General features: G+C 43.7%; 29 protein-coding genes. 25 read left to right on the plus strand and 4 right to left on the minus strand.

Annotated features, from left to right (window positions below; translation table 11 throughout):
• Positions 1–141: 141 nt before the first annotated feature.
• A complete protein-coding gene (locus AC4CV5_RS12845) occupies positions 142–282 on the minus strand; it encodes a sporulation histidine kinase inhibitor Sda (RefSeq protein WP_003226124.1) in 141 nt (46 codons plus the stop codon).
• Between the two features lie 360 nt (positions 283–642).
• Between AC4CV5_RS12845 and AC4CV5_RS12850 the strand changes: the two genes are divergently transcribed.
• The 8 genes from AC4CV5_RS12850 to AC4CV5_RS12885 are packed head-to-tail and all read left to right on the plus strand — an operon-like array spanning position 643 to position 5,655.
• Positions 643–1,161 (plus strand): YqeG family HAD IIIA-type phosphatase, encoded by a 519-nt coding sequence (locus AC4CV5_RS12850; protein WP_003226126.1) that lies wholly within the window; start codon positions 643–645, stop codon positions 1,159–1,161.
• A 3-nt stretch (positions 1,162–1,164) separates the two neighbouring features.
• A complete protein-coding gene (gene yqeH / locus AC4CV5_RS12855; protein ID WP_166850590.1) occupies positions 1,165–2,265 on the plus strand; it encodes a ribosome biogenesis GTPase YqeH in 1,101 nt (366 codons plus the stop codon).
• Between the two features lie 18 nt (positions 2,266–2,283).
• Positions 2,284–3,126 carry a shikimate dehydrogenase gene (gene aroE / locus AC4CV5_RS12860; protein WP_222143199.1) on the plus strand — a complete coding sequence of 281 codons (843 nt, stop codon included), beginning with the start codon at positions 2,284–2,286 and terminating at the stop codon, positions 3,124–3,126.
• Positions 3,120–3,410, plus strand: coding sequence for a ribosome assembly RNA-binding protein YhbY (gene yhbY / locus AC4CV5_RS12865; RefSeq protein ID WP_003226133.1), 291 nt, complete (start codon positions 3,120–3,122; stop codon positions 3,408–3,410). The genes aroE and yhbY overlap by 7 nt, the downstream gene beginning before the upstream one ends.
• Before the next feature lie 11 nt (positions 3,411–3,421).
• The gene (locus AC4CV5_RS12870; protein WP_490922953.1) at positions 3,422–3,991 is read left to right on the plus strand and encodes a nicotinate-nucleotide adenylyltransferase; all 570 of its coding nucleotides are present in this window, start codon (positions 3,422–3,424) and stop codon (positions 3,989–3,991) included.
• Positions 3,981–4,541, plus strand: a complete 561-nt coding sequence (yqeK, locus tag AC4CV5_RS12875) for a bis(5'-nucleosyl)-tetraphosphatase (symmetrical) YqeK (protein WP_166850599.1) — start codon at positions 3,981–3,983, stop codon at positions 4,539–4,541. The genes AC4CV5_RS12870 and yqeK overlap by 11 nt, the downstream gene beginning before the upstream one ends.
• A 17-nt stretch (positions 4,542–4,558) precedes the next feature.
• Positions 4,559–4,915: a ribosome silencing factor gene (rsfS, locus tag AC4CV5_RS12880; protein WP_166850602.1), complete on the plus strand. Its 357-nt coding sequence runs from the start codon at positions 4,559–4,561 to the stop codon at positions 4,913–4,915.
• On the plus strand, positions 4,912–5,655 hold the full coding sequence (locus AC4CV5_RS12885; protein WP_490922955.1) for a class I SAM-dependent DNA methyltransferase: 744 nt from the start codon (positions 4,912–4,914) through the stop codon (positions 5,653–5,655). The genes rsfS and AC4CV5_RS12885 overlap by 4 nt, the downstream gene beginning before the upstream one ends.
• 65 nt (positions 5,656–5,720) lie before the next feature.
• Here AC4CV5_RS12885 and comER read toward each other — a convergent pair whose 3' ends face one another.
• Positions 5,721–6,542, minus strand: a complete 822-nt coding sequence (comER, locus tag AC4CV5_RS12890; RefSeq protein ID WP_490922956.1) for a late competence protein ComER — start codon at positions 6,540–6,542, stop codon at positions 5,721–5,723.
• 83 nt (positions 6,543–6,625) lie between these two features.
• Here comER and AC4CV5_RS12895 point away from each other — a divergent pair, with 83 nt between their 5' ends.
• The 3 genes from AC4CV5_RS12895 (at position 6,626) to AC4CV5_RS12905 (ending at position 10,213) form a co-directional block, all read left to right on the plus strand.
• Complete coding sequence (locus tag AC4CV5_RS12895; protein WP_222143196.1) at positions 6,626–7,243, plus strand: helix-hairpin-helix domain-containing protein; 618 nt, start codon at positions 6,626–6,628, stop codon at positions 7,241–7,243.
• A 66-nt stretch (positions 7,244–7,309) separates the two neighbouring features.
• Positions 7,310–7,879, plus strand: a complete 570-nt coding sequence (locus AC4CV5_RS12900; RefSeq protein WP_166850614.1) for a ComE operon protein 2 — start codon at positions 7,310–7,312, stop codon at positions 7,877–7,879.
• A gap of 3 nt (positions 7,880–7,882) precedes the next feature.
• Positions 7,883–10,213, plus strand: coding sequence for a DNA internalization-related competence protein ComEC/Rec2 (locus AC4CV5_RS12905; protein ID WP_490922957.1), 2,331 nt, complete (start codon positions 7,883–7,885; stop codon positions 10,211–10,213).
• 40 nt (positions 10,214–10,253) lie between these two features.
• Here AC4CV5_RS12905 and AC4CV5_RS12910 read toward each other — a convergent pair whose 3' ends face one another.
• On the minus strand, positions 10,254–10,388 hold the full coding sequence (locus AC4CV5_RS12910; protein ID WP_003229983.1) for a YqzM family protein: 135 nt from the start codon (positions 10,386–10,388) through the stop codon (positions 10,254–10,256).
• A 40-nt stretch (positions 10,389–10,428) separates the two neighbouring features.
• On the opposite strand from AC4CV5_RS12910, the gene AC4CV5_RS12915 reads away from it, so the two are divergent.
• On the plus strand, positions 10,429–10,578 hold the full coding sequence (locus AC4CV5_RS12915) for a hypothetical protein (protein WP_373923112.1): 150 nt from the start codon (positions 10,429–10,431) through the stop codon (positions 10,576–10,578).
• A gap of 39 nt (positions 10,579–10,617) precedes the next feature.
• Positions 10,618–11,661 (plus strand): DNA polymerase III subunit delta, encoded by a 1,044-nt coding sequence (gene holA, locus AC4CV5_RS12920; RefSeq protein ID WP_222143193.1) that lies wholly within the window; start codon positions 10,618–10,620, stop codon positions 11,659–11,661.
• Positions 11,662–11,675: 14 nt separating this feature from the next.
• Here holA and rpsT read toward each other — a convergent pair whose 3' ends face one another.
• Positions 11,676–11,942 (minus strand): 30S ribosomal protein S20, encoded by a 267-nt coding sequence (rpsT, locus tag AC4CV5_RS12925; protein WP_003229989.1) that lies wholly within the window; start codon positions 11,940–11,942, stop codon positions 11,676–11,678.
• 203 nt (positions 11,943–12,145) lie between these two features.
• On the opposite strand from rpsT, the gene gpr reads away from it, so the two are divergent.
• The 12 genes from gpr (at position 12,146) to mtaB (ending at position 26,070) form a co-directional block, all read left to right on the plus strand.
• Positions 12,146–13,252 (plus strand): GPR endopeptidase, encoded by a 1,107-nt coding sequence (gene gpr, locus AC4CV5_RS12930; protein ID WP_166850625.1) that lies wholly within the window; start codon positions 12,146–12,148, stop codon positions 13,250–13,252.
• A 62-nt stretch (positions 13,253–13,314) separates the two neighbouring features.
• Positions 13,315–14,520, plus strand: coding sequence for a spore autolysin SpoIIP (spoIIP, locus tag AC4CV5_RS12935; RefSeq protein WP_326221493.1), 1,206 nt, complete (start codon positions 13,315–13,317; stop codon positions 14,518–14,520).
• 16 nt (positions 14,521–14,536) lie between these two features.
• Positions 14,537–14,875: a YqxA family protein gene (locus AC4CV5_RS12940; RefSeq protein WP_166850632.1), complete on the plus strand. Its 339-nt coding sequence runs from the start codon at positions 14,537–14,539 to the stop codon at positions 14,873–14,875.
• Positions 14,876–15,008: 133 nt separating this feature from the next.
• Positions 15,009–16,847, plus strand: coding sequence for a translation elongation factor 4 (gene lepA / locus AC4CV5_RS12945; RefSeq protein WP_222143192.1), 1,839 nt, complete (start codon positions 15,009–15,011; stop codon positions 16,845–16,847).
• 52 nt (positions 16,848–16,899) lie between these two features.
• Positions 16,900–18,039, plus strand: coding sequence for a radical SAM family heme chaperone HemW (gene hemW / locus AC4CV5_RS12950; protein ID WP_373923113.1), 1,140 nt, complete (start codon positions 16,900–16,902; stop codon positions 18,037–18,039).
• Between the two features lie 80 nt (positions 18,040–18,119).
• Complete coding sequence (gene hrcA / locus AC4CV5_RS12955) at positions 18,120–19,151, plus strand: heat-inducible transcriptional repressor HrcA (protein WP_166854627.1); 1,032 nt, start codon at positions 18,120–18,122, stop codon at positions 19,149–19,151.
• 71 nt (positions 19,152–19,222) lie between these two features.
• Positions 19,223–19,777 carry a nucleotide exchange factor GrpE gene (grpE, locus tag AC4CV5_RS12960; RefSeq protein WP_166850641.1) on the plus strand — a complete coding sequence of 185 codons (555 nt, stop codon included), beginning with the start codon at positions 19,223–19,225 and terminating at the stop codon, positions 19,775–19,777.
• A gap of 23 nt (positions 19,778–19,800) precedes the next feature.
• On the plus strand, positions 19,801–21,636 hold the full coding sequence (dnaK, locus tag AC4CV5_RS12965; protein WP_166850644.1) for a molecular chaperone DnaK: 1,836 nt from the start codon (positions 19,801–19,803) through the stop codon (positions 21,634–21,636).
• 198 nt (positions 21,637–21,834) lie between these two features.
• Positions 21,835–22,962: a molecular chaperone DnaJ gene (gene dnaJ, locus AC4CV5_RS12970; protein WP_166850646.1), complete on the plus strand. Its 1,128-nt coding sequence runs from the start codon at positions 21,835–21,837 to the stop codon at positions 22,960–22,962.
• Positions 22,963–22,986: 24 nt separating this feature from the next.
• Positions 22,987–23,922, plus strand: a complete 936-nt coding sequence (prmA, locus tag AC4CV5_RS12975) for a 50S ribosomal protein L11 methyltransferase (RefSeq protein WP_222143189.1) — start codon at positions 22,987–22,989, stop codon at positions 23,920–23,922.
• 22 nt (positions 23,923–23,944) lie between these two features.
• Positions 23,945–24,715 (plus strand): 16S rRNA (uracil(1498)-N(3))-methyltransferase, encoded by a 771-nt coding sequence (locus AC4CV5_RS12980; RefSeq protein ID WP_490922961.1) that lies wholly within the window; start codon positions 23,945–23,947, stop codon positions 24,713–24,715.
• The gene (gene mtaB / locus AC4CV5_RS12985) at positions 24,715–26,070 is read left to right on the plus strand and encodes a tRNA (N(6)-L-threonylcarbamoyladenosine(37)-C(2))-methylthiotransferase MtaB (protein ID WP_490922962.1); all 1,356 of its coding nucleotides are present in this window, start codon (positions 24,715–24,717) and stop codon (positions 26,068–26,070) included. The genes AC4CV5_RS12980 and mtaB overlap by 1 nt, the downstream gene beginning before the upstream one ends.
• Positions 26,071–26,093: the final 23 nt, after the last annotated feature.

The following is a 26,093-nucleotide window of genomic DNA, read 5'->3' on the forward strand; positions in this document are numbered from 1 at the left end:
GTAGGAACCGGCCCTTTAAAACACCTCTTTTAGGGGTGTTTTTTGCTGAAAACAGTAGTAAAGCCCGTAACTGAAGTGATATAATATCAGTCATCTGAGTAAAAAAAGGAAATACGCCCGGAAAAAATAGACAAATTCCTATTAAGAAGATACGGAAATAATATGTCCGAGCGATCTTCTTTTTATTTCGTTTTCAATTAACTCGATAAAGTCACGGTTTAAATTCATTTCGGTGGCTTTGAAATAAGATTCTATTAGTAATTCATCAGACAGTTTTCTCATGCTAGGAACCCAATTAATGGGAGAGACACCTCCTTAAAAGTTGGAATCATTCATGATTTTAACGCATATATTGATAAGTTGCGTTCATCTGTGGCTGAAGTTATCTTTAATCTACCATGAATTGCATATAAGAACAATCGTTCTGTTATCCACACCAGAAAGTGGATAACTTGTGAGTATCGTGTTTATAATTTGTCTAAAGAGTGATGTAATAAGAGTGGATAGTGTGTGTAATTTTATCCACACCTGGTGAAGAAACCCAATTTTTGTCGAAATTTTTTTGCTCAGTTTTTCTTTAGGCGCAAGTTCGATTTTTTTCGACAATCATTTTGAGAGAAAGAAAAGGGAAGGGTGCGGGTTTTGTTAAAAAAGTTTTTTTTACCTGACGAGTTTGTAAAAAATATTTTTCATATTACACCTGAGAAATTAAAAGAACGAAATGTAAAAGGAATTATTACCGACCTGGATAATACGCTTGTTGAGTGGGACAGACCAAACGCGACGCCGCGTTTGATCGAGTGGTTTGAAGAAATGAAGGAGCACGGCATTAAAGTGACGATTGTCTCTAATAATAATGAGAGAAGAGTAAAACTTTTCTCAGAACCGCTTGGAATCCCATTCATCTACAAAGCAAGAAAACCGATGGGCAAAGCCTTTAACAGAGCGGTGCGCAATATGGAGCTAAAAAAAGAGGACTGCGTTGTCATAGGAGACCAGCTGCTGACCGATGTACTCGGAGGAAACCGAAACGGCTACCATACAATTTTGGTCGTGCCTGTCGCTTCCTCTGATGGATTCATTACGCGCTTTAACCGCCAGGTCGAACGCAGAATACTGAGTGCTCTCAAACGAAAAGGGCACATTCAGTGGGAGGAGTAAGAAATGGAAAAGGTTGTTTGTATCGGCTGCGGAGTTACAATCCAAACCGAGGACAAAACAGGTCTGGGATACGCGCCGCCTGCATCGCTTACGAAAGAGAATGTGATTTGCCAGCGCTGCTTCAGACTGAAAAACTATAATGAAATACAAGATGTTTCCTTAACAGATGATGATTTCTTAAATATTCTTCATGGTATTGGGGAAACGGATTCTCTCGTTGTTAAAATTGTTGATATTTTTGATTTTAACGGCAGCTGGATCAATGGGCTGCAACGCTTGGTGGGAGGAAACCCTATCTTATTGGTTGGAAATAAAGCGGATATTTTGCCTAAGTCTTTGAAAAGAGAGCGTCTGATCCAGTGGATGAAGCGTGAAGCGAAAGAGCTTGGCTTAAAACCGGTTGACGTGTTTTTGGTCAGTGCGGGACGCGGCCAGGGGATCAGAGAAGTGATTGATGCGATTGAGCATTATCGCAACGGAAAAGACGTCTATGTTGTTGGATGTACCAATGTAGGGAAGTCAACCTTTATTAACCGGGTTATTAAAGAAGTGTCAGGTGAAGAAGATATTATTACGACATCCCAATTTCCTGGCACAACTCTTGATGCAATTGAAATCCCGCTGGACGACGGCTCAGCGCTTTATGATACACCGGGAATTATCAACCATCATCAAATGGCGCACTATGTCAATAAAAAGGATCTTAAAATCCTATCTCCTAAAAAGGAGCTGAAACCTCGCACATTTCAGCTTAACGATCAGCAAACACTGTATTTTGGCGGGCTTGCAAGGTTCGATTATGTGTCCGGAGAAAGGGCTCCTTTTATTTGCTATATGCCGAATGAGCTGATGATTCATAGGACAAAACTGGAAAATGCAGACGCGCTTTATGAAAAGCATGCAGGGGAATTGCTCACACCTCCGGGAAAAGATGAAATGGATGAGTTTCCGGAATTGGTCGCCCATACGTTTACGATAAAAGACAAAAAGACAGATATCGTTTTCTCAGGGTTAGGCTGGGTAACAGTGCATGACGCCGATAAAAAAGTAACTGCTTACGCGCCTAAAGGCGTTCACGTATTTGTTCGGCGCTCATTAATTTAATGAAAAGGGGAGAGGAGTATGAAAAAGCTGTACGGAGTTATCGGAAATCCGATTGGCCATTCCATGTCACCTGATATTCATAACGCATCATTGAAAGATCTCGGTCTAGACGGACATTACCATGCTTTCAAGGTAGAAGAGGATGATCTGGAAGATGCGGTAAAAGGAATAAAAGCACTTGGCGTACAAGGAATCAATGTGACTGTTCCGCATAAGGTTTCCATTATGGATTACCTGGATCATATTGATGATAGTGCAAAAGTGATCGGTGCCGTAAATACGGTCAGAAGAGAGGGAGACAAGCTTGTTGGATACAATACCGACGGGGAAGGCTTTGTGAAGTCATTGATGAAGGTATTGGATAAGCCCATCTCTGAACTGTCATTCTTAATGATCGGCGCGGGCGGAGCGGCAAGAGCCATTTTCACAACAATTGCCCGCAATGTTCCGATAAAGTTTGACATTTGCAACCGGACGTTGGAAAAAGCAAAGCAGCTTACAGAATCCACTCCCTCGTTTCACAATAAAGAAGTGTTAAGCATAAAAGAAGCAGAAGCAAGGCTTGAGCAGTATGATGTTATTATCCATACAACGTCTGTGGGCATGTATCCGAACGTGAACGATGTGCCGATTTCATTACAGCGTGCCGCAAGCAGTGCCGTCGTATGTGATATCGTGTATAATCCAATTCAGACGGCTCTTTTAAAAGAAGCAAACCAAAAAGGCCTGAAAACACTCGATGGAGTGGGCATGTTTGTTGAACAAGCAGCATTGTCTTTCCAACTGTGGACTGGACAAGAGCCTGATATTGAAAAAATGAGATCAATTGTCATAGGAAAATTAGGAGGAACAGAATGTTAACAGGTAAACAAAAACGTTTTTTGCGCTCAAAAGCGCATCATTTAACGCCGATTTTTCAAGTAGGTAAAGGCGGAGTAAACGACAACATGATTAAGCAAATTGCTGAGGCGCTTGAAGCGAGAGAGCTGATTAAAGTCAGTGTTCTTCAGAATTGCGAAGAGGATAAAAACGATGTAGCGGAAGCCCTAGTAAAAGGAAGCCGCTCTCAATTGGTGCAGACAATCGGCAATACGATTGTGTTATATAAGGAATCAAAGGAAAATAAACAAATCGAGCTTCCTTAAAGGTGGTTGAAATGAAGAAAATCGGAATTTTCGGAGGCACGTTTGATCCTCCGCATAACGGTCACCTCTTAATGGCCAATGAGGTGCTGTATCAAGCGGGGCTTGATGAAATTTGGTTTATGCCCAATCAAATTCCGCCGCATAAACAGGACGAAAACTATACGGACAGCTTTCATCGCGTGGAAATGCTGAAGCTTGCGATTCAGTCTAATCCGTCCTTTAAGTTGGAACTCGCTGAAATGGAAAGAGAAGGGCCTTCATATACCTTTGATACCGTTTCTTTACTGAAGCAGCGTTATCCGAATGATCAGTTGTTTTTTATTATCGGTGCCGATATGATTGAATATTTGCCGAAATGGTATAAGCTGGCCGAGCTGCTGAACCTCATTCAATTTATTGGAGTAAAGCGCCCCGGTTTTCATGTTGAAACCCCTTATCCGCTTCTCTTTGCAGACGTTCCGGAATTTGAGGTATCATCAACTATGATAAGAGAACGGTTTAAAAGCAAGAAGCCCACTGACTACTTAATCCCTGACAAAGTGAAGAAGTATGTAGAGGAGAATGGTTTATATGAATCGTGAGGAGGCACTTGCATGCGTTAAGCAGCAATTGACCGAACACCGATATACCCACACTATTGGCGTGATGAACACGGCGATCGAACTTGCGGAGCGTTTTGGAGCCGACCCTAAAAAAGCGGAAACAGCAGCTATCTTTCATGATTACGCCAAATTCCGCCCGAAAGAAGAAATGAAACAAATTATTGCGCGAGAAAAAATGCCTTCACATTTATTGGATCATAATCCGGAGCTATGGCACGCTCCGGTCGGCGCTTATTTGGTCCAAAGAGAAGCTGGAGTTCAAGATGAAGACATTCTTGACGCCATCAGGTATCATACCTCTGGGCGGCCTGGCATGACACTTTTAGAAAAAGTCATTTACGTTGCCGATTACATTGAGCCCAACCGAGCATTTCCCGGTGTCGATGAGGTACGTAAACTTGCTGAGACAGATTTAAATCAAGCGCTGATTCAATCCATCAAAAATACAATGATGTTTCTTATGAAAAAAAATCAACCGGTTTTTCCAGACACATTTTCAACGTATAACTGGCTTGTGTCTGGCAACTGAACAGGAGGAATTTGTGAATGAACCAAAAGTCCATTTTAAAGATCGCAGCTGCGGCTTGCGATGATAAACGGGCAGAGGATATTTTAGCACTGGATATGGAAGGCATTTCTCTGGTTGCTGATTATTTTCTGATCTGCCACGGGAATTCAGATAAACAGGTGCAAGCGATTGCCCGTGAAATCAAAGATCAAGCTGAAGAAAACGGCATTCAAGTCAAAAAGATGGAAGGCTTCGATGAAGCAAGATGGGTGCTCGTTGATCTTGGTGATGTGATTGTCCATGTCTTCCACAAGGACGAAAGAAGCTACTACAACCTTGAAAAGCTGTGGGGGGACGCTCCGCTCGCAGATCTTGAGCTTGGATTGAACCAATGATTTACCAAGGCTTTGCAAGCGTGTATGACGAGTTAATGTCACACGCACCTTACGATCAATGGACAAAGTGGATTGAAACATCTCTCCCGGAAAAAGGCCGTATCCTCGATCTTGCATGCGGCACGGGAGAAATCTCAATCCGGCTTGCCGACAAAGGCTTCGAGGTCACGGGGATCGACCTCAGTGAGGAAATGCTTTCCTACGCCCAGCAAAAGGTCTCTAGTAACCAGCCTATTCTTTTTCTTCAGCAGGATATGAGAGAGATTACCGGCTTTGATGGCCAGTTTGACGCTGTTGCGATATGCTGTGACTCATTAAATTATTTAAAATCGAAAAATGATGTGATCGAAACCTTTAAAAGTGTATTTCGAGTGCTGAAGCCTGGAGGCATTTTGTTGTTTGATGTTCACTCATCTTATAAAATGGCCGAAGTCTTTCCGGATAGCACATTTGCTGACCAAGATGAAGATATCAGCTATATTTGGCAGAGCTTTGCCGGGAGTGAAGAGCTTTCTGTCATTCATGACATGTCTTTTTTTGTGTGGAACGGAGAGGCGTATGACCGCTTTGATGAGATGCACGAGCAAAGAACGTACCCGGTGGATGAATACGAAGAAATGCTGAAGAGCTGCGGCTTTCAGCTTCATCGCGTGACAGCTGATTTTACGGATTCAGAGCCGACAGCACAATCAGAACGCCTATTTTTCAAGGCGCAGAAATCAAAAACCATCGTTTCCTAAGACGATGGTTTTTTAAAATGCTTTTTTATGTTTTTGCAGTACAGACAAACGTATGACACACTCGTCTACACATGAAACTGCTTCTTCACTGCGGATATATCCTCTTCGTATTTCAAATGAGTATTTTGAAATACCCGGTGAAACATATCCTGCACACCGCTTTCCAGCGCTTTAATGCCTTCTCCTGTCACACCGCCTTTAACGCAAACCTTTTCCTGTAATGCTGGCAGGCTATACAATTCGGTTTCTAACAGTTTTCCCATTCCGACAAGCATTTCCTTACACATTAGAATAGCGTCCTGTTTGGACACTGACGTTTCCGAAACGGCTGCATCTATAAACCGCTGAATCAGATAGCTCATAAAAGCGGGGCCGCAGCTTACGATATCTGATGCCACTCTCGTGATGTCACTGTCAATTTGCAGCGGATGAGAGATATGCTTCATCAGCTCATTGATTTTCGCTTTTGCAGCTTCTCCGCAGCTTGTGCCGAAAGTGACGAGAGACACGCCCGCCAGCGCCCTGTTCGTAATACTTGGGATCACTCGCGCCACTTGACACGGCACATACTGTTCGAGCTGTTCGGTTTGAACTGGGCTTGTAATTGAAATGAGAATATGATCCTTTCTTAAATAAGGTAACGCTCTTGCGAGTAAAGGGTATATATCCAACGGCTTAACACAAATAAAAATCATCTCGTTTTCAGAAACAAGCCTTTCCAGACTTTCTGTTACGTTTATGCTGTTGTAGCGGTTTTTTATGTGCAACGCTTTTTCAATTGTGCGGTTTGTGATTGTTATGTTTGAGGGATCGGCTGCTTTTGATTCAATAAATGATTCTATAAGGATCGTACCCATATTTCCTGTGCCGATAAAGCCTATCTTCAATGGTTTCCCCTCCTTTTAGCTATTATCCTCTAAACCATATGTGTTATGAAAATAAAATATGACGAAAGCGAGGAACATGCACAATGAATTGGTTGAATCAGCATAAGAAAGCAATTGTTTTAGCTGCTTCTGCGGCTGTTTTCATAGCGGTTATTGTCTTCCTGGCCAGCGGAAAAAACAAAGAGCCGGTGAAGCACGCTGTATCAACTGAGACAGAAAATACGGAGGTAAAGCAGGAAGAAGTCAAAGACGAGTCAAACGAAACAATTGTGATTGACATCAAAGGTGCTGTTCAGCATCCTGGCGTTTATGAAATGCGAACAGGGGATAGAGTGTCTCAGGCAATTGAGAAAGCAGGCGGAACCAGTGAACAAGCAGACGAAATGCAAGTGAATTTGGCGGAGCTGCTGCAGGACGGGATAGTAGTGTACATCCCGAAAAGGGGGGAGGAGTCAGCGGTGCAGCAAGCAGCCGGAGGCGCTATCCAGAGCGATGGAGGGAAGGGGGCGCTGGTAAATATCAATACAGCAACCTTAGAGGAATTACAAGGCATCTCAGGGGTGGGGCCATCCAAAGCTGAAGCTATTATTGCATACCGGGAAGAAAACGGGCGTTTCCAGACAATTGAAGATATCACGAAGGTTTCAGGAATCGGTGAAAAGTCGTTTGAGAAAATAAAGTCCTCCATTACAGTAAAGTGATTTGACGGTCATGCATAATGATAGGTAAACTAAAGGTCAGGCAACACACAATTTGGAGGGAACAACGTGGAACGAATTTCATGGAATCAATACTTTATGGCTCAAAGCCATTTACTGGCGCTGCGCAGCACCTGCCCTAGATTGTCTGTCGGCGCTACTATAGTCAGAGACAAACGCATGATTGCAGGAGGCTATAACGGGTCAATCGCTGGCGGCGTGCATTGTGCAGATGAAGGATGCCTTATGATAGATGATCATTGCGCAAGAACGATTCACGCTGAAATGAATGCAATTCTTCAATGCTCTAAGTTCGGGGTGCCGACTGATGGAGCAGAGATCTATGTGACGCATTATCCGTGCATTCAATGCTGTAAATCTATCATACAGGCTGGTATCAAAACGGTTTATTATGCTGAGGATTACAAAACAAATCCTTATGCACAGGAATTATTTGAACAGGCGGATGTAACTGTTGAACAGGTTGAACTCGATGAAATGATCGTCGATCTGAAAAACAGGGAAAAGCTTTCATTTGTAGCTGGTCTTTTAGAGAAACTGGCGGATGCTGGTCTGGCAGAGGAAGATTTGAAAAAGATACATGAACAGGCGAATACACTTTTCACGAGCTATGTGTGATTAATGCGTAATTCGCGTTTGTTATTGCCTTTGGCGGCAGCTTCGGCGACAGCTGGAATTACTGCCGCCGTTTATATCTCCGCTGTTTTTCTTTTCTTCCTCTTTTTCCTCATCATTTTAATCAAAACGAGACACGCTTTTCTCATTTTTGTTTGTTTCTTCTCTTTTATGTTATTTTTTGCACTTCATGCAGTCACAGATTCCCAGAATGTCTCTTTATATCAGCGGGGCACCTATCAAGTCAAGGCAGTGATTGACAGTATTCCTAAAATTGATGGTGACCGTATGTCTATGGTAGTTAAGACGCCTGATAGTGAAAAATGGGCCGCATCGTATCGCATTCAGTCTGCTGCTGAAAAGGATCGGCTGTCATATGTAGAACCGGGAATGGCATGTGAATTAACTGGTTCATTGGAAGAACCAAAACATTCAACTGTGCCGGGTACATTTGATTATAACGAATATCTTTACCGACAGCATATTCACTGGAACTATTCTGTCACATCGTTCCAAAATTGCAGCGAACCTGCAAATGTCAGGCATAAGCTGCTCAGTTTGAGAAAATACATCGTATCATTCACAAACGGTCTGCTGCCCCCTGATTCGGCAGGAATCGTACAAGCACTTACAGTCGGTGACAGATTTTATGTGGAGGACGAAGTGCTTAACGCGTATCAAAAGCTCGGTGTCGTCCATCTCTTGGCGATTTCAGGACTTCACGTCGGCATTTTGACAGCTGGCTTGTTTTATATCATGATCCGTATTGGTATAACAAGAGAAAAGGCGTCAATCCTGTTGCTGTTATTTCTGCCGCTATATGTGATATTGACTGGTGCTGCTCCTTCAGTGCTTCGCGCAGCGCTGATGTCAGGCATTTACTTAACTGGAAGTCTAGTGAAATGGCGTGTAGATTCAGTCGCTGCAATCTGCCTTTCATACATCGTCCTCTTGCTCTTCAATCCTTACCATCTCTTCGAAGTGGGTTTTCAGCTGTCATTCGCCGTCAGTTTTTCTTTGATACTTTCCTCTTCTATTTTTCAGCAAGTCAAAACCTTCTTAGGTCAGCTGGCAATGGTATCGATGATCGCTCAGCTGGGCTCACTTCCTGTTCTCCTGTATCATTTCCAGCAGTTTTCTATGATCAGTATGCCGATGAACATCGTGCTTGTTCCTTTTTATACGTTCTATGTTTTGCCGGGGGCTATTGCAGGTGTTTTTCTATTAAGCCTTTCAGCATCGGCCGGTCAATTGTTCTTCCGCTGTTTTGATTTCTTGATGAGCTGGACCAACAAGCTGATTACAAAAATTGCAGAGATTGATGTATTCACGATCATCATTGCACGTCCCGCACCTGCTCTGCTCTTTTTGTTCACGGCCACAATCATTCTATTGCTTATGGTGATTGAAAAACGCTCCGTTTCGCAGTTGATGGCAACTGGCGGTATGTGCTGCGCTGTGCTCTGTCTTCTCTTTATTTTTCCTCGTCTAAGTTCTGAAGGAGAGGTCGATATGATTGATATTGGGCAGGGTGACAGCATGTTTGTAGGTGCTCCCCATCAGCGTGGCCATGTCTTAATTGATACTGGTGGCACTTTGTCTTACTCGTCAGAGCCTTGGCGGGAAAAACAGCATCCTTTTTCACTGGGAGAAAAGGTGCTGATTCCGTTTTTAACTGCCAAAGGAATCAAACAGCTTGATGCCTTAATTTTAACGCACGCTGATCAAGATCATATCGGAGAGGCAGAGACTCTGTTGAAGCATCATAAAGTGAAGCGCCTCTTGATTCCGAAAGGGTTCGTCTCAGAACCTAAAGACGAAAAAGTGCTGCAGGCAGCCAGAGAGGAGGGAGTGCCAATTGAAGAGGTGAAGCGAGGGGATGTATTGCAAATAAAGGATTTGCAGTTCCATGTACTGTCACCGGAAACACCTGATCCGGCAAGCAAAAATAATTCTTCTCTCGTTCTGTGGATGAGAACGGGCAGTATGAGCTGGGTATTGACGGGTGATCTGGAGAAAGAAGGGGAACAGGAGGTAATGAACGTGTTTCCGAATATAAAAGCAGACGTTTTAAAGGTGGGGCACCATGGAAGCAAAGGCTCTACCGGTGAAGAATTCATCAAACAGCTTCAGCCGAAAACGGCCATTATCTCGGCCGGGGAAAACAATCGGTACCATCATCCCCATCAAGAAGTTCTTCAAATATTACAGAGACATTCCATCCGCGTGCTCCGCACCGATCAAAACGGAACGATCCAATATAGATATAAAAACAGAGTTGGAACCTTTTCTGTCTATTCCCCATATGATACATCAGATATAACAGAGACGAACTAAAAAAAGACTGCCGAGAAATCAGCAGCCCGGGCAGTCGCTGTTATGAACCAACCAGGTGAATAACCGTTGCCATAACAAACAAGAAGGCGAAAAATCCGAAGGACACAACAAAACCAACAGCTGAATCTACAGCATCATTTCGTTTGCTTTGAACGTTTTTTTCAAAATCATTCAACTTTATCCCTCCTGACTGATTTAAGTATAATGGAATCGTTTTGAAAAATCTAGAAGCTAAGGTAACGTTTTCTGTTCTGGTGATTATCGCCTTTTTACAAGCTGTCCCGGGGGCTTGCAAACTGGCGTTTAATATAAATGGGGAAGCAGCAGTCAGGCTTCCTCTTTACTATTTAGCAAACTCAATTTAGGATAGAAGGGGATGACGAAAGAGAGGAAGTCGTACAACAATGGTATTTGATGTGTGGAAAAGCCTGAAAAAAGGAGATGTCCATCCGGTTTATTGTTTATACGGAAAAGAGACGTATCTGCTGCAAGAAACCGTCAGCAGGATCAGACAGACAGTTATTGATCAGGAGACAAAGGATTTCAATCTATCCGTTTTTGATCTGGAAGAGGACCCGCTGGATCAAGCAATTGCAGATGCTGAAACGTTTCCGTTTATGGGGGAGCGGCGTCTTGTTATTGTGAAAAATCCCTATTTTTTAACAGGTGAAAAGAAAAAAGAAAAAATTGAGCACAACGTCAGTGCGCTTGAAACATATATACAATCACCTGCGCCATACACGGTCTTTGTCCTTCTTGCCCCGTATGAAAAGCTGGATGAGCGGAAAAAATTGACGAAAGCGTTAAAGAAGCACGCGTTTATGGTGGAGGCGAAGGAATTAAACGCAAAGGAGACGACAGATTTTACTGTCAACCTTGCAAAAACAGAGCAGAAAACAATCGGCACGGAAGCCGCCGAGCATTTGGTTCTGCTTGTGAATGGACATCTGTCATCGATTTTTCAGGAGATTCAAAAGCTCTGCACGTTTATTGGAGATCGTGAAGAAATTACGTTGGATGATGTGAAAATGCTTGTTGCGAGAAGCCTTGAACAAAATATTTTCGAGCTGATTAATAAAATCGTCAACCGGAAACGAACGGAGAGTCTGCAAATTTTTTATGATTTGCTCAAACAAAATGAAGAACCTATCAAAATTATGGCGCTTATTTCGAACCAGTTCCGGCTGATTCTGCAGACAAAGTACTTCGCGGAACAAGGATACGGGCAAAAGCAAATCGCTTCTAATTTAAAAGTTCATCCATTTCGGGTTAAGCTGGCGATGGATCAAGCAAGGCTTTTTTCAGAGGCCGAGCTCCGGTCAATTATTGAACAGCTTGCCGTCATGGACTATGAGATGAAAACAGGGAAAAAGGACAAGCAGCTTCTGCTCGAACTGTTCCTTTTGCAGCTGTTAAAAAGAAATGAAAAAAACGATCCTCATTATTGAGGATCGTTTTTATATTATGCAGAAAGTCCGTTCACTTTTTTCGCTAGTCTTGATTTGTATCGAGCTGCGGTATTTTTGTGTACAAGACCTGTTTTCACTGCTTTATCAATACGTTTAGCTGCTTCAGTAAGAGCAGTTTTCGCTTTGTCAGCTTCGTTGTTGGCAACAGAAGCTTCAACTTGTTTGATTGCAGTACGCATAGCAGATTTGATTGTCGCGTTATGAACGCGGCGTTCGTTGTTTGTTTTTGTACGTTTAATCGCTGATTTAATGTTTGGCATGTGTTTCACCTCCTAAGATACAACCTGTAGCACAGTGTCTTAAGGTTAAATCTTCTTCACAATAGAACAAATTGTATTCTATCAAACACATCTTTAGATTGCAATATAAATGTAAAGTATTTTTCATTGAAGGATCTCTTTTTCGCATGATTCATTCAGCAAATGGCAACAATATAGGTACTTAATTTGAAGGAGGCCCCCTGATGAAAAAGAGTGAGCTGGATGTTAATCAGTATTTGATACGTACCGATTTAGCAGTTGAAACGAAGGAAGCGATGGCCAATCAGCAGGCTGTGCCGACAAAAGAAATTAAAGGTTTTATTGAAAAAGAACGGGATCGCGGCGGAATTAAAATCCGCACTGTTGATATTACAAAGGAAGGCGCGGAGCTCTCGGGAAAAAAAGAAGGACGCTATTTAACACTTGAGGCGCAAGGCATCAGAGAGAATGATTCGGAAATGCAAGAAAAGGTCTCTGCTGTCTTTGCGGAGGAATTCTCAGCCTTTCTTGAAAGCCTTAATATCTCAAAAGATGCGAGCTGTTTGATCGTCGGGCTCGGTAACTGGAACGTGACACCTGATGCGCTGGGACCGATGGCTGTAGAAAATCTATTGGTAACAAGGCACTTGTTTAAGCTTCAGCCGGAAAACGTGCAGGATGGCTACAGGCCTGTCAGTGCATTTGCCCCTGGTGTGATGGGGATAACGGGAATCGAAACAAGCGACATTATTAAAGGTGTGATTGAGCAATCGAAGCCTGATTTTGTCATTGCGATTGATGCATTGGCGGCGCGGGCGGTGGAAAGGGTCAACACAACCATTCAAATATCGGATACAGGCATTCACCCGGGATCAGGGGTGGGGAATAAAAGAAAAGATTTAAGCAAAGATACGCTTGGCGTACCGGTGATTGCCATCGGAGTTCCGACGGTCGTTGACGCTGTGACGATTGCCAGCGATACGGTGGACTACATATTAAAACATTTTGGCAGAGAAATGAAGGATAACAGGCCGTCAAGATCGCTTGTTCCGGCTGGCATGACGTTTGGGAAAAAGAAAGTGCTCACTGAAGAAGATCTTCCTGATCAAAAGCAGCGTCAATCGTTCCTCGGCATTGTCGGAACCCTTCAAGAAGATGAAAAACGACAGCTCATTCATGAGGTGCTTTCGCCTTTAGGCCACAACTTAATGGTTACGCCGAAGGAAGTTGATTCTTTTATCGACGATATGGCAAATGTTCTGGCGAATGGGTTAAACACAGCGCTACACGAAAAAGTGTCACAAGAAAACAAAGGCTCCTACAATCACTAAACAGTTCTACTTCCTCTAGCTTGTTCATAGAGTAATTACTAGACAAGCGCTGGAGGGATTTAATGAGAAATAAACGCAGAAACAGACAAATTGTTGTTGCGGTAAATGGCGGGAAAGCGGTAAAAGCCATCTTTCTATTTATCGCAAGCCTTATCGTGATTTTTGTTCTATCCGGTGTGCTGACGTCTCTCCGGCCGGAACTCAGGCCGTCGTCTGACTCTTTTTACGGGATTGCTGAAGAATTGCCGGGTGACGTGTTTGCACACTTGCTGCGGATGGAAAACCATTATTTCGCTTCTGATCTTTCTCAAACCGACAGCTCATTTCATCTTTCGCGTCTTTCTTTGAAGCTGGCGACAAGCATTAACCTCGAAGATCCGCGGAGCTTTCTCGGCCGGGAGCTGCCGGGGTTTGCACAATTTGATACCGAGATTCTGTTAGCTGGACAAGGCACGGACTATACGAATATGCCTGCGGAATCTCCGCCGCCGTCTAAGGTAATGGAGGAAGAAAGAGAAGCGAATTTGGCAGAGATTGAAAAACAGCAAACACAATCAGACAATGCACAAAAGGATCCGCCGAAACAAACAACCGGTGATAAAAAAGTTGTCTTTATCTATCACACGCACAATACAGAATCATATCTCCCTCTATTAAAAGGCGAAACCGATCCTGATATGGCGCGCCATTCTAAAGCCAACGTCACCCTTGTAGGGGATATGTTCGGAAAAGCGCTTGAATCCCAAGGCATCGGAGCCACAGTGAACAAAACGGATATACAGGCAAAGCTGAACAAAAAAGGCTTAAACTATGCCAGATCCTATGATGAATCAAGGCCGGTCGTCAAAGATGCGCTCGCCTCGAACAAAAATCTGCAATATATCATTGACATCCACAGAGACTCACGGCGCAAAAAAGATACGACGGCAACGATTAAGGGAAAAAGCTATGCCCGGGTAGCCTTTGTCGTCGGCAAAAAAAGCAAAAACTTTGAAGAAAACTATAAAATTGCGAGCGAGCTTCATAAGCTGATGGAGAAAAAATACCCCGGACTCAGTACAGGTGTCTTTTCAAAAGGCTCGCCAGGCGATAATGGTGTTTACAACCAGGATTTAACCGACAGAGCGCTTTTGCTCGAATTTGGCGGAGTAGATAATAATCTCGAAGAGCTGCAGCGTGCGGCTGACGCAGCCGCAGACGTATTCAGCGAAATGTACTGGGATGCTGAAAAGGTCAACGCGGAGAGCGGCGAGACGAAAAAACAATAAGAAATAGGTGGTTGATTTGATTGCATACTTTGGGAAATGCTTGCTGCTAGTCACGATCATGTTTTTAGGCGTCCTGTTCGGCATGCAGCAGGCGAATAACGGGATGCTCAGTATGAAGGGCTATCATGACCCTTCACTTAAGGGAGCGTTTACGCTCACCGACGGAAAAAACAATGAAAAAGAAGCCTCGATCTTAGGAGAAACAGTCACAGCGAAAGATTTAGAAGAAAAACAAAAAGAGCTTGAAAAGGTGGAAACGTTCAATATGTTCTCTAAAGCCGGAAAAGCGCTTTCGGATACCGTAACCAACACTGCCCAGTCAATGTATGAATGGATACGGGATCTGAATCAATAGGTGCGTGAAAGAGAAAAGCAGCCCAGGTATAACAGGGAACTTTTCTCTTTCTTGTTTTACATTGAATCTTTACAATCCTATTGATATAATCTAAGCTAGTGTATTTTGCGTTTAATAGTAGGAGTGATAGATTGTGACAGATAAAGAAAAGCGTTTAGAGAGGCAGTCGAGAATACGGAACTTCTCTATTATTGCCCATATTGACCACGGAAAATCGACCTTAGCGGATCGTATTTTAGAAAAAACGTCGGCAATCACTCAACGAGAAATGAAAGAACAATTGCTCGATTCTATGGATCTTGAACGTGAACGGGGCATAACGATTAAGTTAAACTCTGTTCAGCTTAAATACAAAGCAAAAGACGGAGAGGAATACATTTTTCATCTGATTGATACGCCGGGACACGTCGACTTCACGTACGAAGTATCCCGAAGCCTAGCTGCCTGCGAAGGAGCGATTCTTGTCGTGGATGCAGCACAGGGGATTGAAGCGCAGACGCTCGCCAATGTCTACTTAGCGCTTGACAACGATCTTGAAATACTTCCAGTCATCAATAAAATCGATCTGCCGAGTGCCGAGCCGGAACGCGTGCGTCAAGAGGTAGAGGATGTCATCGGCCTTGACGCATCGGAAGCCGTGCTGGCTTCAGCAAAAGCCGGTATTGGGATTGAGGAGATTTTAGAACAGATCGTAGAAAAGGTGCCTGCTCCGACCGGAGACCCGGAGGCGCCGCTCAAAGCGCTGATCTTCGACTCACTTTATGACGCCTACCGCGGTGTCGTGGCGTATATCAGAGTCGTTGAAGGGACGGTAAAGCCGGGACAAAAAATCAAAATGATGGCAACCGGCAAAGAATTCGAAGTAACAGAAGTCGGCGTATTTACGCCGAAAGCGACTCCGACAAATGAACTGACGGTCGGTGATGTAGGCTTCCTGACTGCCTCAATCAAAAATGTCGGTGACACACGTGTCGGTGATACGATAACGAGCGCTGCCAATCCTGCAGACGAAGCTCTGCCGGGATACCGCAAGCTCAACCCGATGGTGTACTGCGGTTTGTATCCAATTGATACAGCGAAATATAATGATTTAAGAGAAGCCCTTGAAAAACTTGAGCTGAATGATTCCTCCCTTCAATATGAAGCGGAAACTTCACAAGCGCTTGGGTTCGGGTTCCGCTGCGGGTTTTTAGGCATGCTCCACATGGAGATCATTCAGGAGCGGATTGAGCGTGAGTTCAACATCGATCTGATTACGACAGCGCCAAGCGTTATCTACGACGTGTATATGACAGACGGCGAAAAGGTCGTTGTCGACAACCCGTCAAACATGCCGGATCCTCAAACGATCGAACGGATTGAGGAGCCGTACGTTAAAGCGACGATGATGGTGCCAAATGACTATGTCGGCGCTGTAATGGAGCTTTGCCAAGGCAAACGCGGCAATTTCATTGATATGCAGTATTTAGACGCAAACCGTGTCAGTATCATTTATGACATGCCGTTAGCAGAAATCGTATATGAGTTTTTTGACCAGCTGAAATCAAGCACAAAAGGCTATGCGTCCTTTGATTATGAATTGATCGGCTACAAACCGTCTAAGCTTGTGAAAATGGACATTATGCTTAACGGTGAAAAAATCGATGCTTTGTCCTTTATCGTGCATCGTGATTACGCATATGAACGCGGAAAAGTGATCGTTGAAAAACTGAAAGAGCTCATTCCGCGCCAGCAGTTTGAAGTTCCGGTACAAGCCGCAATCGGCCAGAAAATCGTGGCCCGCTCTACCATAAAAGCAATGCGTAAAAACGTATTGGCTAAATGTTACGGAGGGGACATCTCGCGTAAACGGAAACTTCTTGAAAAACAAAAAGAAGGAAAACGCCGAATGAAGCAGGTCGGCTCAGTTGAAGTGCCGCAAGAAGCATTCATGGCAGTTCTGAAAATGGACGACAGTCCGAAAAAACAATAGAAGCCGCCGCAGTCCTGTACTGCGGCTTCTTTCTGTAAAGAAGGTGAATTCGTTGAAATCAGCTTATATCCACATCCCGTTTTGTGAGCACATTTGCCACTACTGCGATTTCAATAAATATTTTATTCAAAGCCAGCCTGTTGACGAGTATTTAAACGCGCTCGAACAGGAAATGATAAATACAATAGCAAAAACAGGGCAGCCTGACCTTAAAACGATCTTCATCGGAGGAGGCACGCCAACATCTCTCTCTGTGGAACAGCTCAAAAAGCTGATGGACATGATCATCCGAGTGCTGAAGCCCTCAAGCGCCTTATCGGAATTTGCGGTTGAAGCGAATCCGGACGACTTGTCCGCAGAGAAATTAAAAGTATTAAAAGAAGCCGGCGTAAATCGCCTCAGCTTTGGTGTCCAAACGTTCGAAGACGATCTGTTAGAAAAAATCGGCCGGGTGCACAAACAAAAAGATGTATTTACTTCTTTTGAAAGGGCTCGGGAAATCGGTTTTGACAATATCAGTCTTGATTTAATGTTCGGGCTCCCGGGACAAACCCTTAAGCATCTGGATCATTCCTTAAACACTGCTTTATCGCTGGATGCCGAGCATTATTCCGTATACTCCCTCATTGTAGAGCCGAAAACGGTATTTTATAATTTGATGCAAAAAGGGCGGCTTCATCTTCCGCCGCAGGAGCAGGAAGCTGAAATGTATGAAATGGTGATGAGCCGCATGAAAGCTCATGGCATTCATCAATATGAAATCAGCAACTTTGCCAAGGCAGGTATGGAATCAGAGCACAATCTGACGTATTGGAGCAACGAAGAATATTTCGGCTTCGGAGCAGGGGCCCACGGATATATCGGCGGCACACGGACCGTGAACGTCGGGCCTGTTAAACATTACATTGACTTGATAGCCGAAAAAGGCTTTCCGTACAGAGATACACATGAAGTGACAACAGAAGAACAAATTGAAGAAGAAATGTTTTTAGGTTTGAGAAAAACAGCCGGTGTCAGCAAAAAACGATTCGCAGATAGATACGGTCGTTCTCTGGATGAACTTTTTCCAAGCGTATTAAAAGACCTCACTGAAAAAGGGCTGATTCACAATTCGGAGTCTGCTGTTTGTTTGACTCATCAGGGGAAATTATTAGGTAATGAAGTTTTTGGCGCTTTTTTGGGTGAGTTATAATTGACATTTTTCTTGTGGTTTGATACTTTTGTTATAGAATTAGCACTCGCTTATTGAGAGTGCTAACAGAGGTGATGATGATGTTAACAAATCGTCAGCTGCTGATCCTTCAGGTCATAATCAACGATTTTATTAAATCGGCACAGCCGGTAGGATCAAGAACTCTTTCGAAAAAAGATGAAATCACATTTAGCTCTGCAACAATAAGAAACGAGATGGCTGACTTGGAAGAATTGGGCTTCATTGAAAAAACCCATTCATCCTCAGGGCGTGTTCCGTCAGAAAAAGGGTACCGGTACTATGTTGACCATTTGCTGTCACCCGTCAAACTGACAAAAAGCGACCTGAACCAAATCCACTCGATCTTCAAAGAGAAAATTTTCGAGCTGGAGAAGACAGTTCAAAAATCAGCTCAAATTTTGTCCGATCTGACGAATTATACATCCATCGTACTCGGGCCGAAGCTGAGTGAGAATTACCTTAAACAGATTCAAATCATACCGATTCAGCCTGATATGGCGGTAGCAATTCTCGTTACCAATACGGGGCATGTGGAAAACAAAACGATTAATTTTCCAGCCAAAATGGATCTGTCTGATATTGAAAAACTGGTAAATATATTGAACGAGCGTTTAAGCGGCGTTCCAATGGATGAACTGAATGAGCGCATATTTAAGGAAGTCGTCATGTACTTAAGACAGCACATTAAGAACTATGACAATATACTTGACGCGCTTCGTTCAACCTTTCATTCCACAAATCACGTTGAAAAATTGTTTTTCGGCGGAAAAATCAATATGCTAAACCAGCCGGAGTTCCATGATATCACCAGAGTTCGGTCGCTGCTCTCATTAATCGAAAAAGAACAGGATGTTTTAAAGCTTGTTCAATCCCCGCACACGGGAATTTCGATTAAAATCGGGAAAGAAAATGATTATGAAGAAATGGAAAACTGCAGTCTGATTACGGCTTCTTATTCCGTTGATCAGAAGCAGATCGGCTCAATTGCGATCATCGGTCCGACACGCATGAATTATTCCAGGGTTGTCAGCCTGCTTCAGCATGTGACTTCGGACTTGTCAAAAGCATTAACAAGTTTGTATGATGAATAAGGGAATTTTGGCAAATTTTATCGAAGGGCAGAACCCGCCCTTCTCCTTACACTTTGAGGGAGGTGAACACAATGTCAGAAGAAAAACAAACCGTTGAACAAGTTGAAGAAAACGAAACAGAAGAGCAAGAAGTCGTTGAAGAACAGCAGGAAGAAACAAATGAAAGCGATCTTCTTCAAAATCAAATTAATGAATTGCAAGGTTTGCTTGAGGAAAAAGAAAACAAACTTTTGCGTGTTCAAGCAGACTTTGAAAACTATAAACGACGCAGCCGTTTAGAGATGGAAGCGTCCCAAAAATACCGTTCTCAAAACATCGTGGCTGATTTGCTGCCGGCTCTTGACAGCTTTGAAAGAGCGCTTCAGGTTGAAGCCGACAATGAACAGACGAAAAGTTTGCTCCAGGGAATGGAAATGGTCCACCGTCAGCTCGTAGAAGCCTTGAAAAAAGAAGGCGTGGAAGCCATCGAAGCTGTAGGGCAGGAATTTGATCCTAATCTGCACCAAGCCGTAATGCAGGCTGAAGATGAAAATTATGGCTCCAACATTGTTGTTGAGGAAATGCAAAAAGGCTATAAGCTGAAGGATCGCGTCATTCGCCCTTCCATGGTTAAAGTGAATCAATAATTACATAGCAGGAGGTTATTCAAGTGAGTAAAGTTATCGGAATCGACTTAGGAACAACAAACTCATGTGTGGCAGTGCTCGAAGGCGGCGAGCCTAAAGTTATTGCTAACGCTGAAGGAAACCGCACAACGCCATCAGTTGTTGCATTCAAAAACGGCGAACGCCAGGTAGGGGAAGTGGCTAAGCGACAATCTATCACAAACCCTAACACAATCATGTCTGTTAAACGCCATATGGGTACTGATTATAAAGTTGAAATTGAAGGAAAAGATTACACTCCTCAAGAAGTGTCTGCTATCATCCTTCAACACCTTAAATCATACGCTGAAAGCTATCTTGGCGAAACAGTATCAAAAGCAGTTATCACAGTTCCTGCTTACTTTAACGATGCTGAGCGTCAAGCGACAAAAGACGCTGGTAAAATTGCAGGTCTTGAAGTAGAACGTATTATCAACGAGCCGACTGCAGCAGCGCTTGCATACGGACTTGATAAAACAGATGAAGATCAAACAATCCTAGTATACGACCTTGGCGGAGGTACATTCGACGTTTCAATCCTTGAACTTGGCGACGGTGTATTCGAAGTTCGCTCAACTGCCGGTGACAACCGTCTGGGCGGTGACGATTTTGACCAAGTCATCATCGATCACCTTGTGTCTGAATTCAAAAAAGAAAACGGCATTGACCTGTCAAAAGACAAAATGGCGCTTCAACGTTTGAAAGACGCAGCTGAAAAAGCGAAAAAAGATCTTTCCGGCGTATCTTCTACGCAAATTTCTTTACCGTTTATCACAGCTGGAGAAGCAGGACCGCTTCACCTTGAACTTACATTAACTCGCGCTAAATTCGAAGAGCTTTCTGCTCATTTAGTAGAGCGCACAATGGGTCCTGTCCGTCAAGCGCTGCAAGATGCAGGACTTTCTGCAAGCGAAATCGACAAAGTCATCCTTGTCGGCGGATCAACTCGTATCCCTGCCGTACAAGAAGCAATCAAAAAAGAAACTGGAAAAGAAGCGCATAAAGGCGTAAACCCAGATGAAGTTGTAGCGCTTGGTGCTGCGATTCAGGGCGGCGTTATCACTGGTGACGTAAAAGACGTAGTTCTTCTTGACGTTACACCGCTTTCTCTTGGTATCGAAACTATGGGCGGCGTGTTCACAAAACTGATCGACCGCAACACTACGATCCCGACAAGCAAATCTCAAGTGTTCTCAACTGCTGCTGATAACCAAACAGCTGTTGATATCCATGTTCTCCAAGGTGAGCGCCCAATGTCTGCCGACAACAAAACACTCGGCCGCTTCCAGCTTACTGATATTCCGCCAGCACCGCGCGGCGTGCCTCAAATCGAAGTTTCTTTCGATATTGACAAAAACGGTATCGTAAACGTAAGAGCAAAAGACTTAGGCACAGGAAAAGAACAAAACATTACAATCAAATCTTCTTCAGGTCTTTCTGATGATGAGATCGAACGCATGGTAAAAGAAGCGGAAGAAAATGCTGACGCTGATGCGAAGAAAAAAGAAGAAATCGAAGTCCGCAACGAAGCAGATCAACTTGTTTTCCAAACTGAGAAAACATTAAAAGATCTAGAAGGCAAAGTGGACGAAGAACAAGTGAAAAAAGCCAACGATGCCAAAGACGCTTTAAAAGCAGCGATTGAGAAAAACGAATTTGAAGAGATCAAAGCGAAAAAAGATGAACTTCAAACAATCGTTCAAGAGCTTTCTATGAAGCTTTATGAAGAAGCTGCTAAAGCACAGCAAGCTCAAGGCGGAGAAAACGCTGAAGGTAAAGCGGATGACAACGTTGTCGACGCTGAATACGAAGAAGTAAACGACGATCAAAACAAAAAATAAGTTCTTTTTAGAGTCAGTCCCGCTTCTGGGGCTGACAATAAGAACACATTTCATAATCTGATTCAATGATTAGAAAGTCAAAGTCAGGCATCTCTTGGCTTTGACTTTTTTTCTTGCCCGGGATAAAAGGAATTGAAAAATCATAATTCAAAATGATACAATCTAATTTATGTGAGAAATTCGGGAGAGTGAAGCGAGATGAGTAAGCGTGATTACTATGAAGTGCTGGGAGTAAGTAAGAGCGCTTCAAAGGATGAAATTAAAAAAGCTTATCGGAAGCTGTCAAAAAAATATCATCCTGATATTAATAAAGAAGCCGGATCAGATGAAAAATTTAAAGAGGTAAAAGAAGCGTACGAAACGCTGTCAGATGACCAAAAACGTGCGCATTACGACCAATTTGGCCATACTGATCCTAATCAGGGCTTCGGCGGCGGAGGTTTTGGCGGCGGCGATTTCGGCGGTTTTGGTTTCGATGATATTTTCTCAAGTATTTTCGGCGGAGGCACAAGACGAAGAGATCCAAACGCACCGCGCCAAGGTGCCGATTTGCAGTATACGATGACCTTGTCATTTGAGGATGCCGCTTTCGGTAAAGAAACAACCATTGAAATTCCGCGCGAGGAAACGTGTGATACATGTAAAGGCTCAGGTGCGAAACCTGGAACAAACCCGGAAACGTGCTCGCACTGCGGAGGCTCCGGCCAGTTAAACGTGGAGCAAAATACGCCGTTTGGAAAAGTCGTGAACAGACGGGTCTGCCACCACTGTGAAGGTACGGGCAAAATCATTAAAGACAAATGTGCGGATTGCGGCGGCAAAGGAAAAATCAAAAAACGCAAAAAAATTAACGTGACAATTCCAGCCGGTGTAGATGACGGACAGCAGCTTCGTCTCGCAGGACAGGGTGAACCAGGCGTAAACGGCGGCCCAGCCGGAGATTTATTTGTCGTGTTCCACGTGCGCGCCCACGAGTTCTTCGAGCGTGACGGCGATGATATTTACTGTGAAATGCCGTTAACGTTTGTTCAGGCAGCTCTTGGAGATGAAGTGGAAGTTCCGACGCTGCATGGAAAAGTGAAATTAAAAATCCCTGCAGGTACACAAACAGGAACGAAATTCAGATTAAGAGGCAAAGGCGTTCAAAATGTCAGAGGCTATGGACAGGGTGACCAGCATATCGTCGTCCGCGTCGTTACGCCGACTAACCTGACAGACAAACAAAAAGACATTATACGCGAATTCGCCGAGGTCAGCGGAAACCTGCCTGACGAACAGGAAATGAGTTTCTTTGACAAGGTAAAACGCGCGTTTAAAGGCGATTAATTATTGGATGAGGAGTTGGTAGTTTTGAAATGGTCCGAATTAAGCATTCACACAACACATGAAGCGGTCGAACCTATCTCAAATATATTGCATGAAGCTGGTGCAAGTGGGGTTGTGATAGAGGACCCGCTTGATTTAATTAAAGAACGTGAGAATGTATACGGGGAAATCTACCAGCTCGACCCCAATGATTATCCAGACGAGGGTGTCATTGTCAAAGCATACCTGCCGGTTAACAGTTTTCTAGGCGAAACGGTGGAAGGCATTAAAGAAACGATTAATAATCTGCTTCTTTACGATATTGATTTGGGCAGAAATCACATCACTATTTCTGAAGTGAATGAAGAAGAGTGGGCGACTGCCTGGAAAAAGTATTATCATCCTGTGAAAATTTCTGAAAAGTTTACAATTGTGCCGACGTGGGAGGAATATACGCCGGTCCATACTGATGAACTGATTATTGAAATGGACCCGGGAATGGCCTTCGGCACAGGCACACACCCGACAACCGTACTCTGCATTCAGGCGCTTGAACGCATTGTGCAAAAGGGTGATAAGGTGATTGATGTCGGTACAGGTTCGGGAATTTTAAGTATTGCGGCTGCAATGCTTGAGGCTGAATCAGTCCATGCCTACGATCTTGATCCTGTAGCTGTAGAAAGTGCACGCCTCAATCTCAAGCTAAACAAAGTGAGCGATATTGCTCAAGTAAAGCAAAACAATTTGTTAGACGGGATTGACGGGGAACATGATGTGATCGTTGCCAACATTTTGGCTGAAGTCATTCTTCGCTTTACCTCACAAGCGTACGGCCTGTTAAAAGAAGGCGGACATTTTATTACGTCAGGAATCATCGGGCATAAAAAACAAGAAGTAAAAGAAGCACTGGAACAAGCTGGCTTTACCATTGTAGAAATCCTTTCAATGGAAGATTGGGTCAGCATTATTGCGAAAAAATAACAGTTAGTAGGTGTCACAGCGTATGCAACGATATTTTATCGAGCTCACGAAGCAGCAAATGGAGGAAGCGCCGGCTTTTTCGATTACCGGCGAAGATGTTCATCATATTGTGAACGTTATGAGAATGAATGAGGGTGATCAGATTATCTGCTGCTCTCAGGACGGCTCCGAGGCAAAATGTGAACTTCAATCTGTTTCCAAAGATAATGTGTCCTGCCTTGTGGTAGAATGGACGAATAAAAACAGAGAGCTTCCGATAAAGGTCTATATTGCGAGCGGCCTCCCGAAAGGAGATAAGCTTGAATGGATTATCCAAAAGGGGACTGAGCTCGGAGCTCATGCCTATATTCCTTTTCAAGCCGCGCGTTCTGTTGTCAAGCTGGATGATAAAAAGGCAAAGAAAAAGCGGGAAAGATGGGCGAAAATTGCGAAGGAAGCGGCTGAACAATCGTACCGTAACGAAGTGCCGCAAGTGATGGATGTTCATTCTTTTCAGCAGCTTCTTCAAAGGATGCAGGATTTCGATAAATGTGTCGTTGCATACGAGGAGTCATCGAAGCAAGGGGAAATAAGCGCATTCAGCGCGGTTGTAAGCAGCCTTCCGAAAGGATCATCCCTTTTGATCGTATTTGGCCCTGAAGGTGGTTTAACAGATGCGGAGGTTGAACGGCTCACAGAGAAAGACGGTGTGCCGTGCGGTCTTGGACCGAGAATTTTAAGGACAGAAACCGCTCCGCTCTATGCGTTGAGTGCGATTTCTTATCAAACAGAGTTATTAAGAGGTGATCAGTAATGGCAACTGTTGCTTTCCATACGCTTGGCTGTAAAGTCAACCATTATGAAACAGAAGCAATCTGGCAGCTTTTTAAAGAAGCGGGCTATGAAAGAAGAGACTTTGAACAAACAGCTGATGTATATGTCATTAATACATGTACGGTAACAAATACGGGAGATAAAAAAAGCCGCCAAGTGATCAGACGCGCCATTCGTCAAAATCCTGACGGTGTCATCTGTGTCACAGGCTGCTATGCGCAAACCTCGCCTGCTGAGATTATGGCAATCCCTGGTGTCGATATTGTAGTCGGAACGCAGGACCGGGAAAAAATGCTTGGTTACATTGACCAATACCGTGAAGAACGCCAGCCAATTAACGGCGTCAGCAACATCATGAAAGCAAGAGTGTATGAAGAGCTTGATGTACCTGCTTTCACGGACCGGACAAGAGCGTCATTGAAAATACAGGAAGGCTGCAATAATTTCTGCACATTCTGTATCATTCCATGGGCGCGCGGCTTGCTCCGCTCCCGTGACCCTGAAGAAGTCATTAAACAAGCGCAGCAGCTTGTCGATGCCGGGTATAAAGAAATTGTTCTTACCGGTATTCATACAGGCGGCTACGGCGAAGATATGAAAGATTACAACTTCGCTAAGCTTTTGAGTGAATTAGACACTCGTGTTGAAGGCGTTAAACGAATCAGAATTTCTTCAATTGAAGCCAGCCAAATCACAGACGAAGTGATCGAGGTCTTAGACCGCTCAGATAAGATTGTGAATCATTTGCATATTCCTATCCAATCTGGATCAAACACAGTGCTTAAACGGATGAGACGTAAATATACGATGGAGTTTTTTGCAGACCGTTTAAACAAACTGAAAAAAGCACTGCCAGGCTTAGCTGTCACTTCTGATGTCATTGTAGGGTTCCCTGGCGAAACAGAAGAAGAATTTATGGAAACCTATAACTTTATTAAAGAACATAAATTCTCTGAGCTGCATGTTTTTCCTTATAGTAAACGTACAGGAACGCCAGCTGCGCGAATGGAAGACCAAGTGGATGAAAACGTAAAAAATGAACGTGTACACCGCCTGATTGCTCTTTCTGACCAGCTCGCGAAGGAATATGCTTCTCAGTATGTAAATGAAGTGCTTGAGATCATCCCTGAAGAAGCGTATAAGGAAACGGAAGAAGAGAACATGTTTGTCGGTTACACAGACAACTATATGAAGGTTGTTTTCAAAGGTACGGAAGATATGATCGGCAAAATCGTGAAAGTCAAAATTCTAAAAGCAGGCTATCCTTACAATGAAGGGCAATTTGTCCGTGTTGTTGAGGATGAAATAACTGAACACATGCGTTTGTCTTCTTAATCTAAAACCGGTGCATCTACATG

It is taken from the genome of Bacillus sp. NS1, assembly GCF_058248265.1.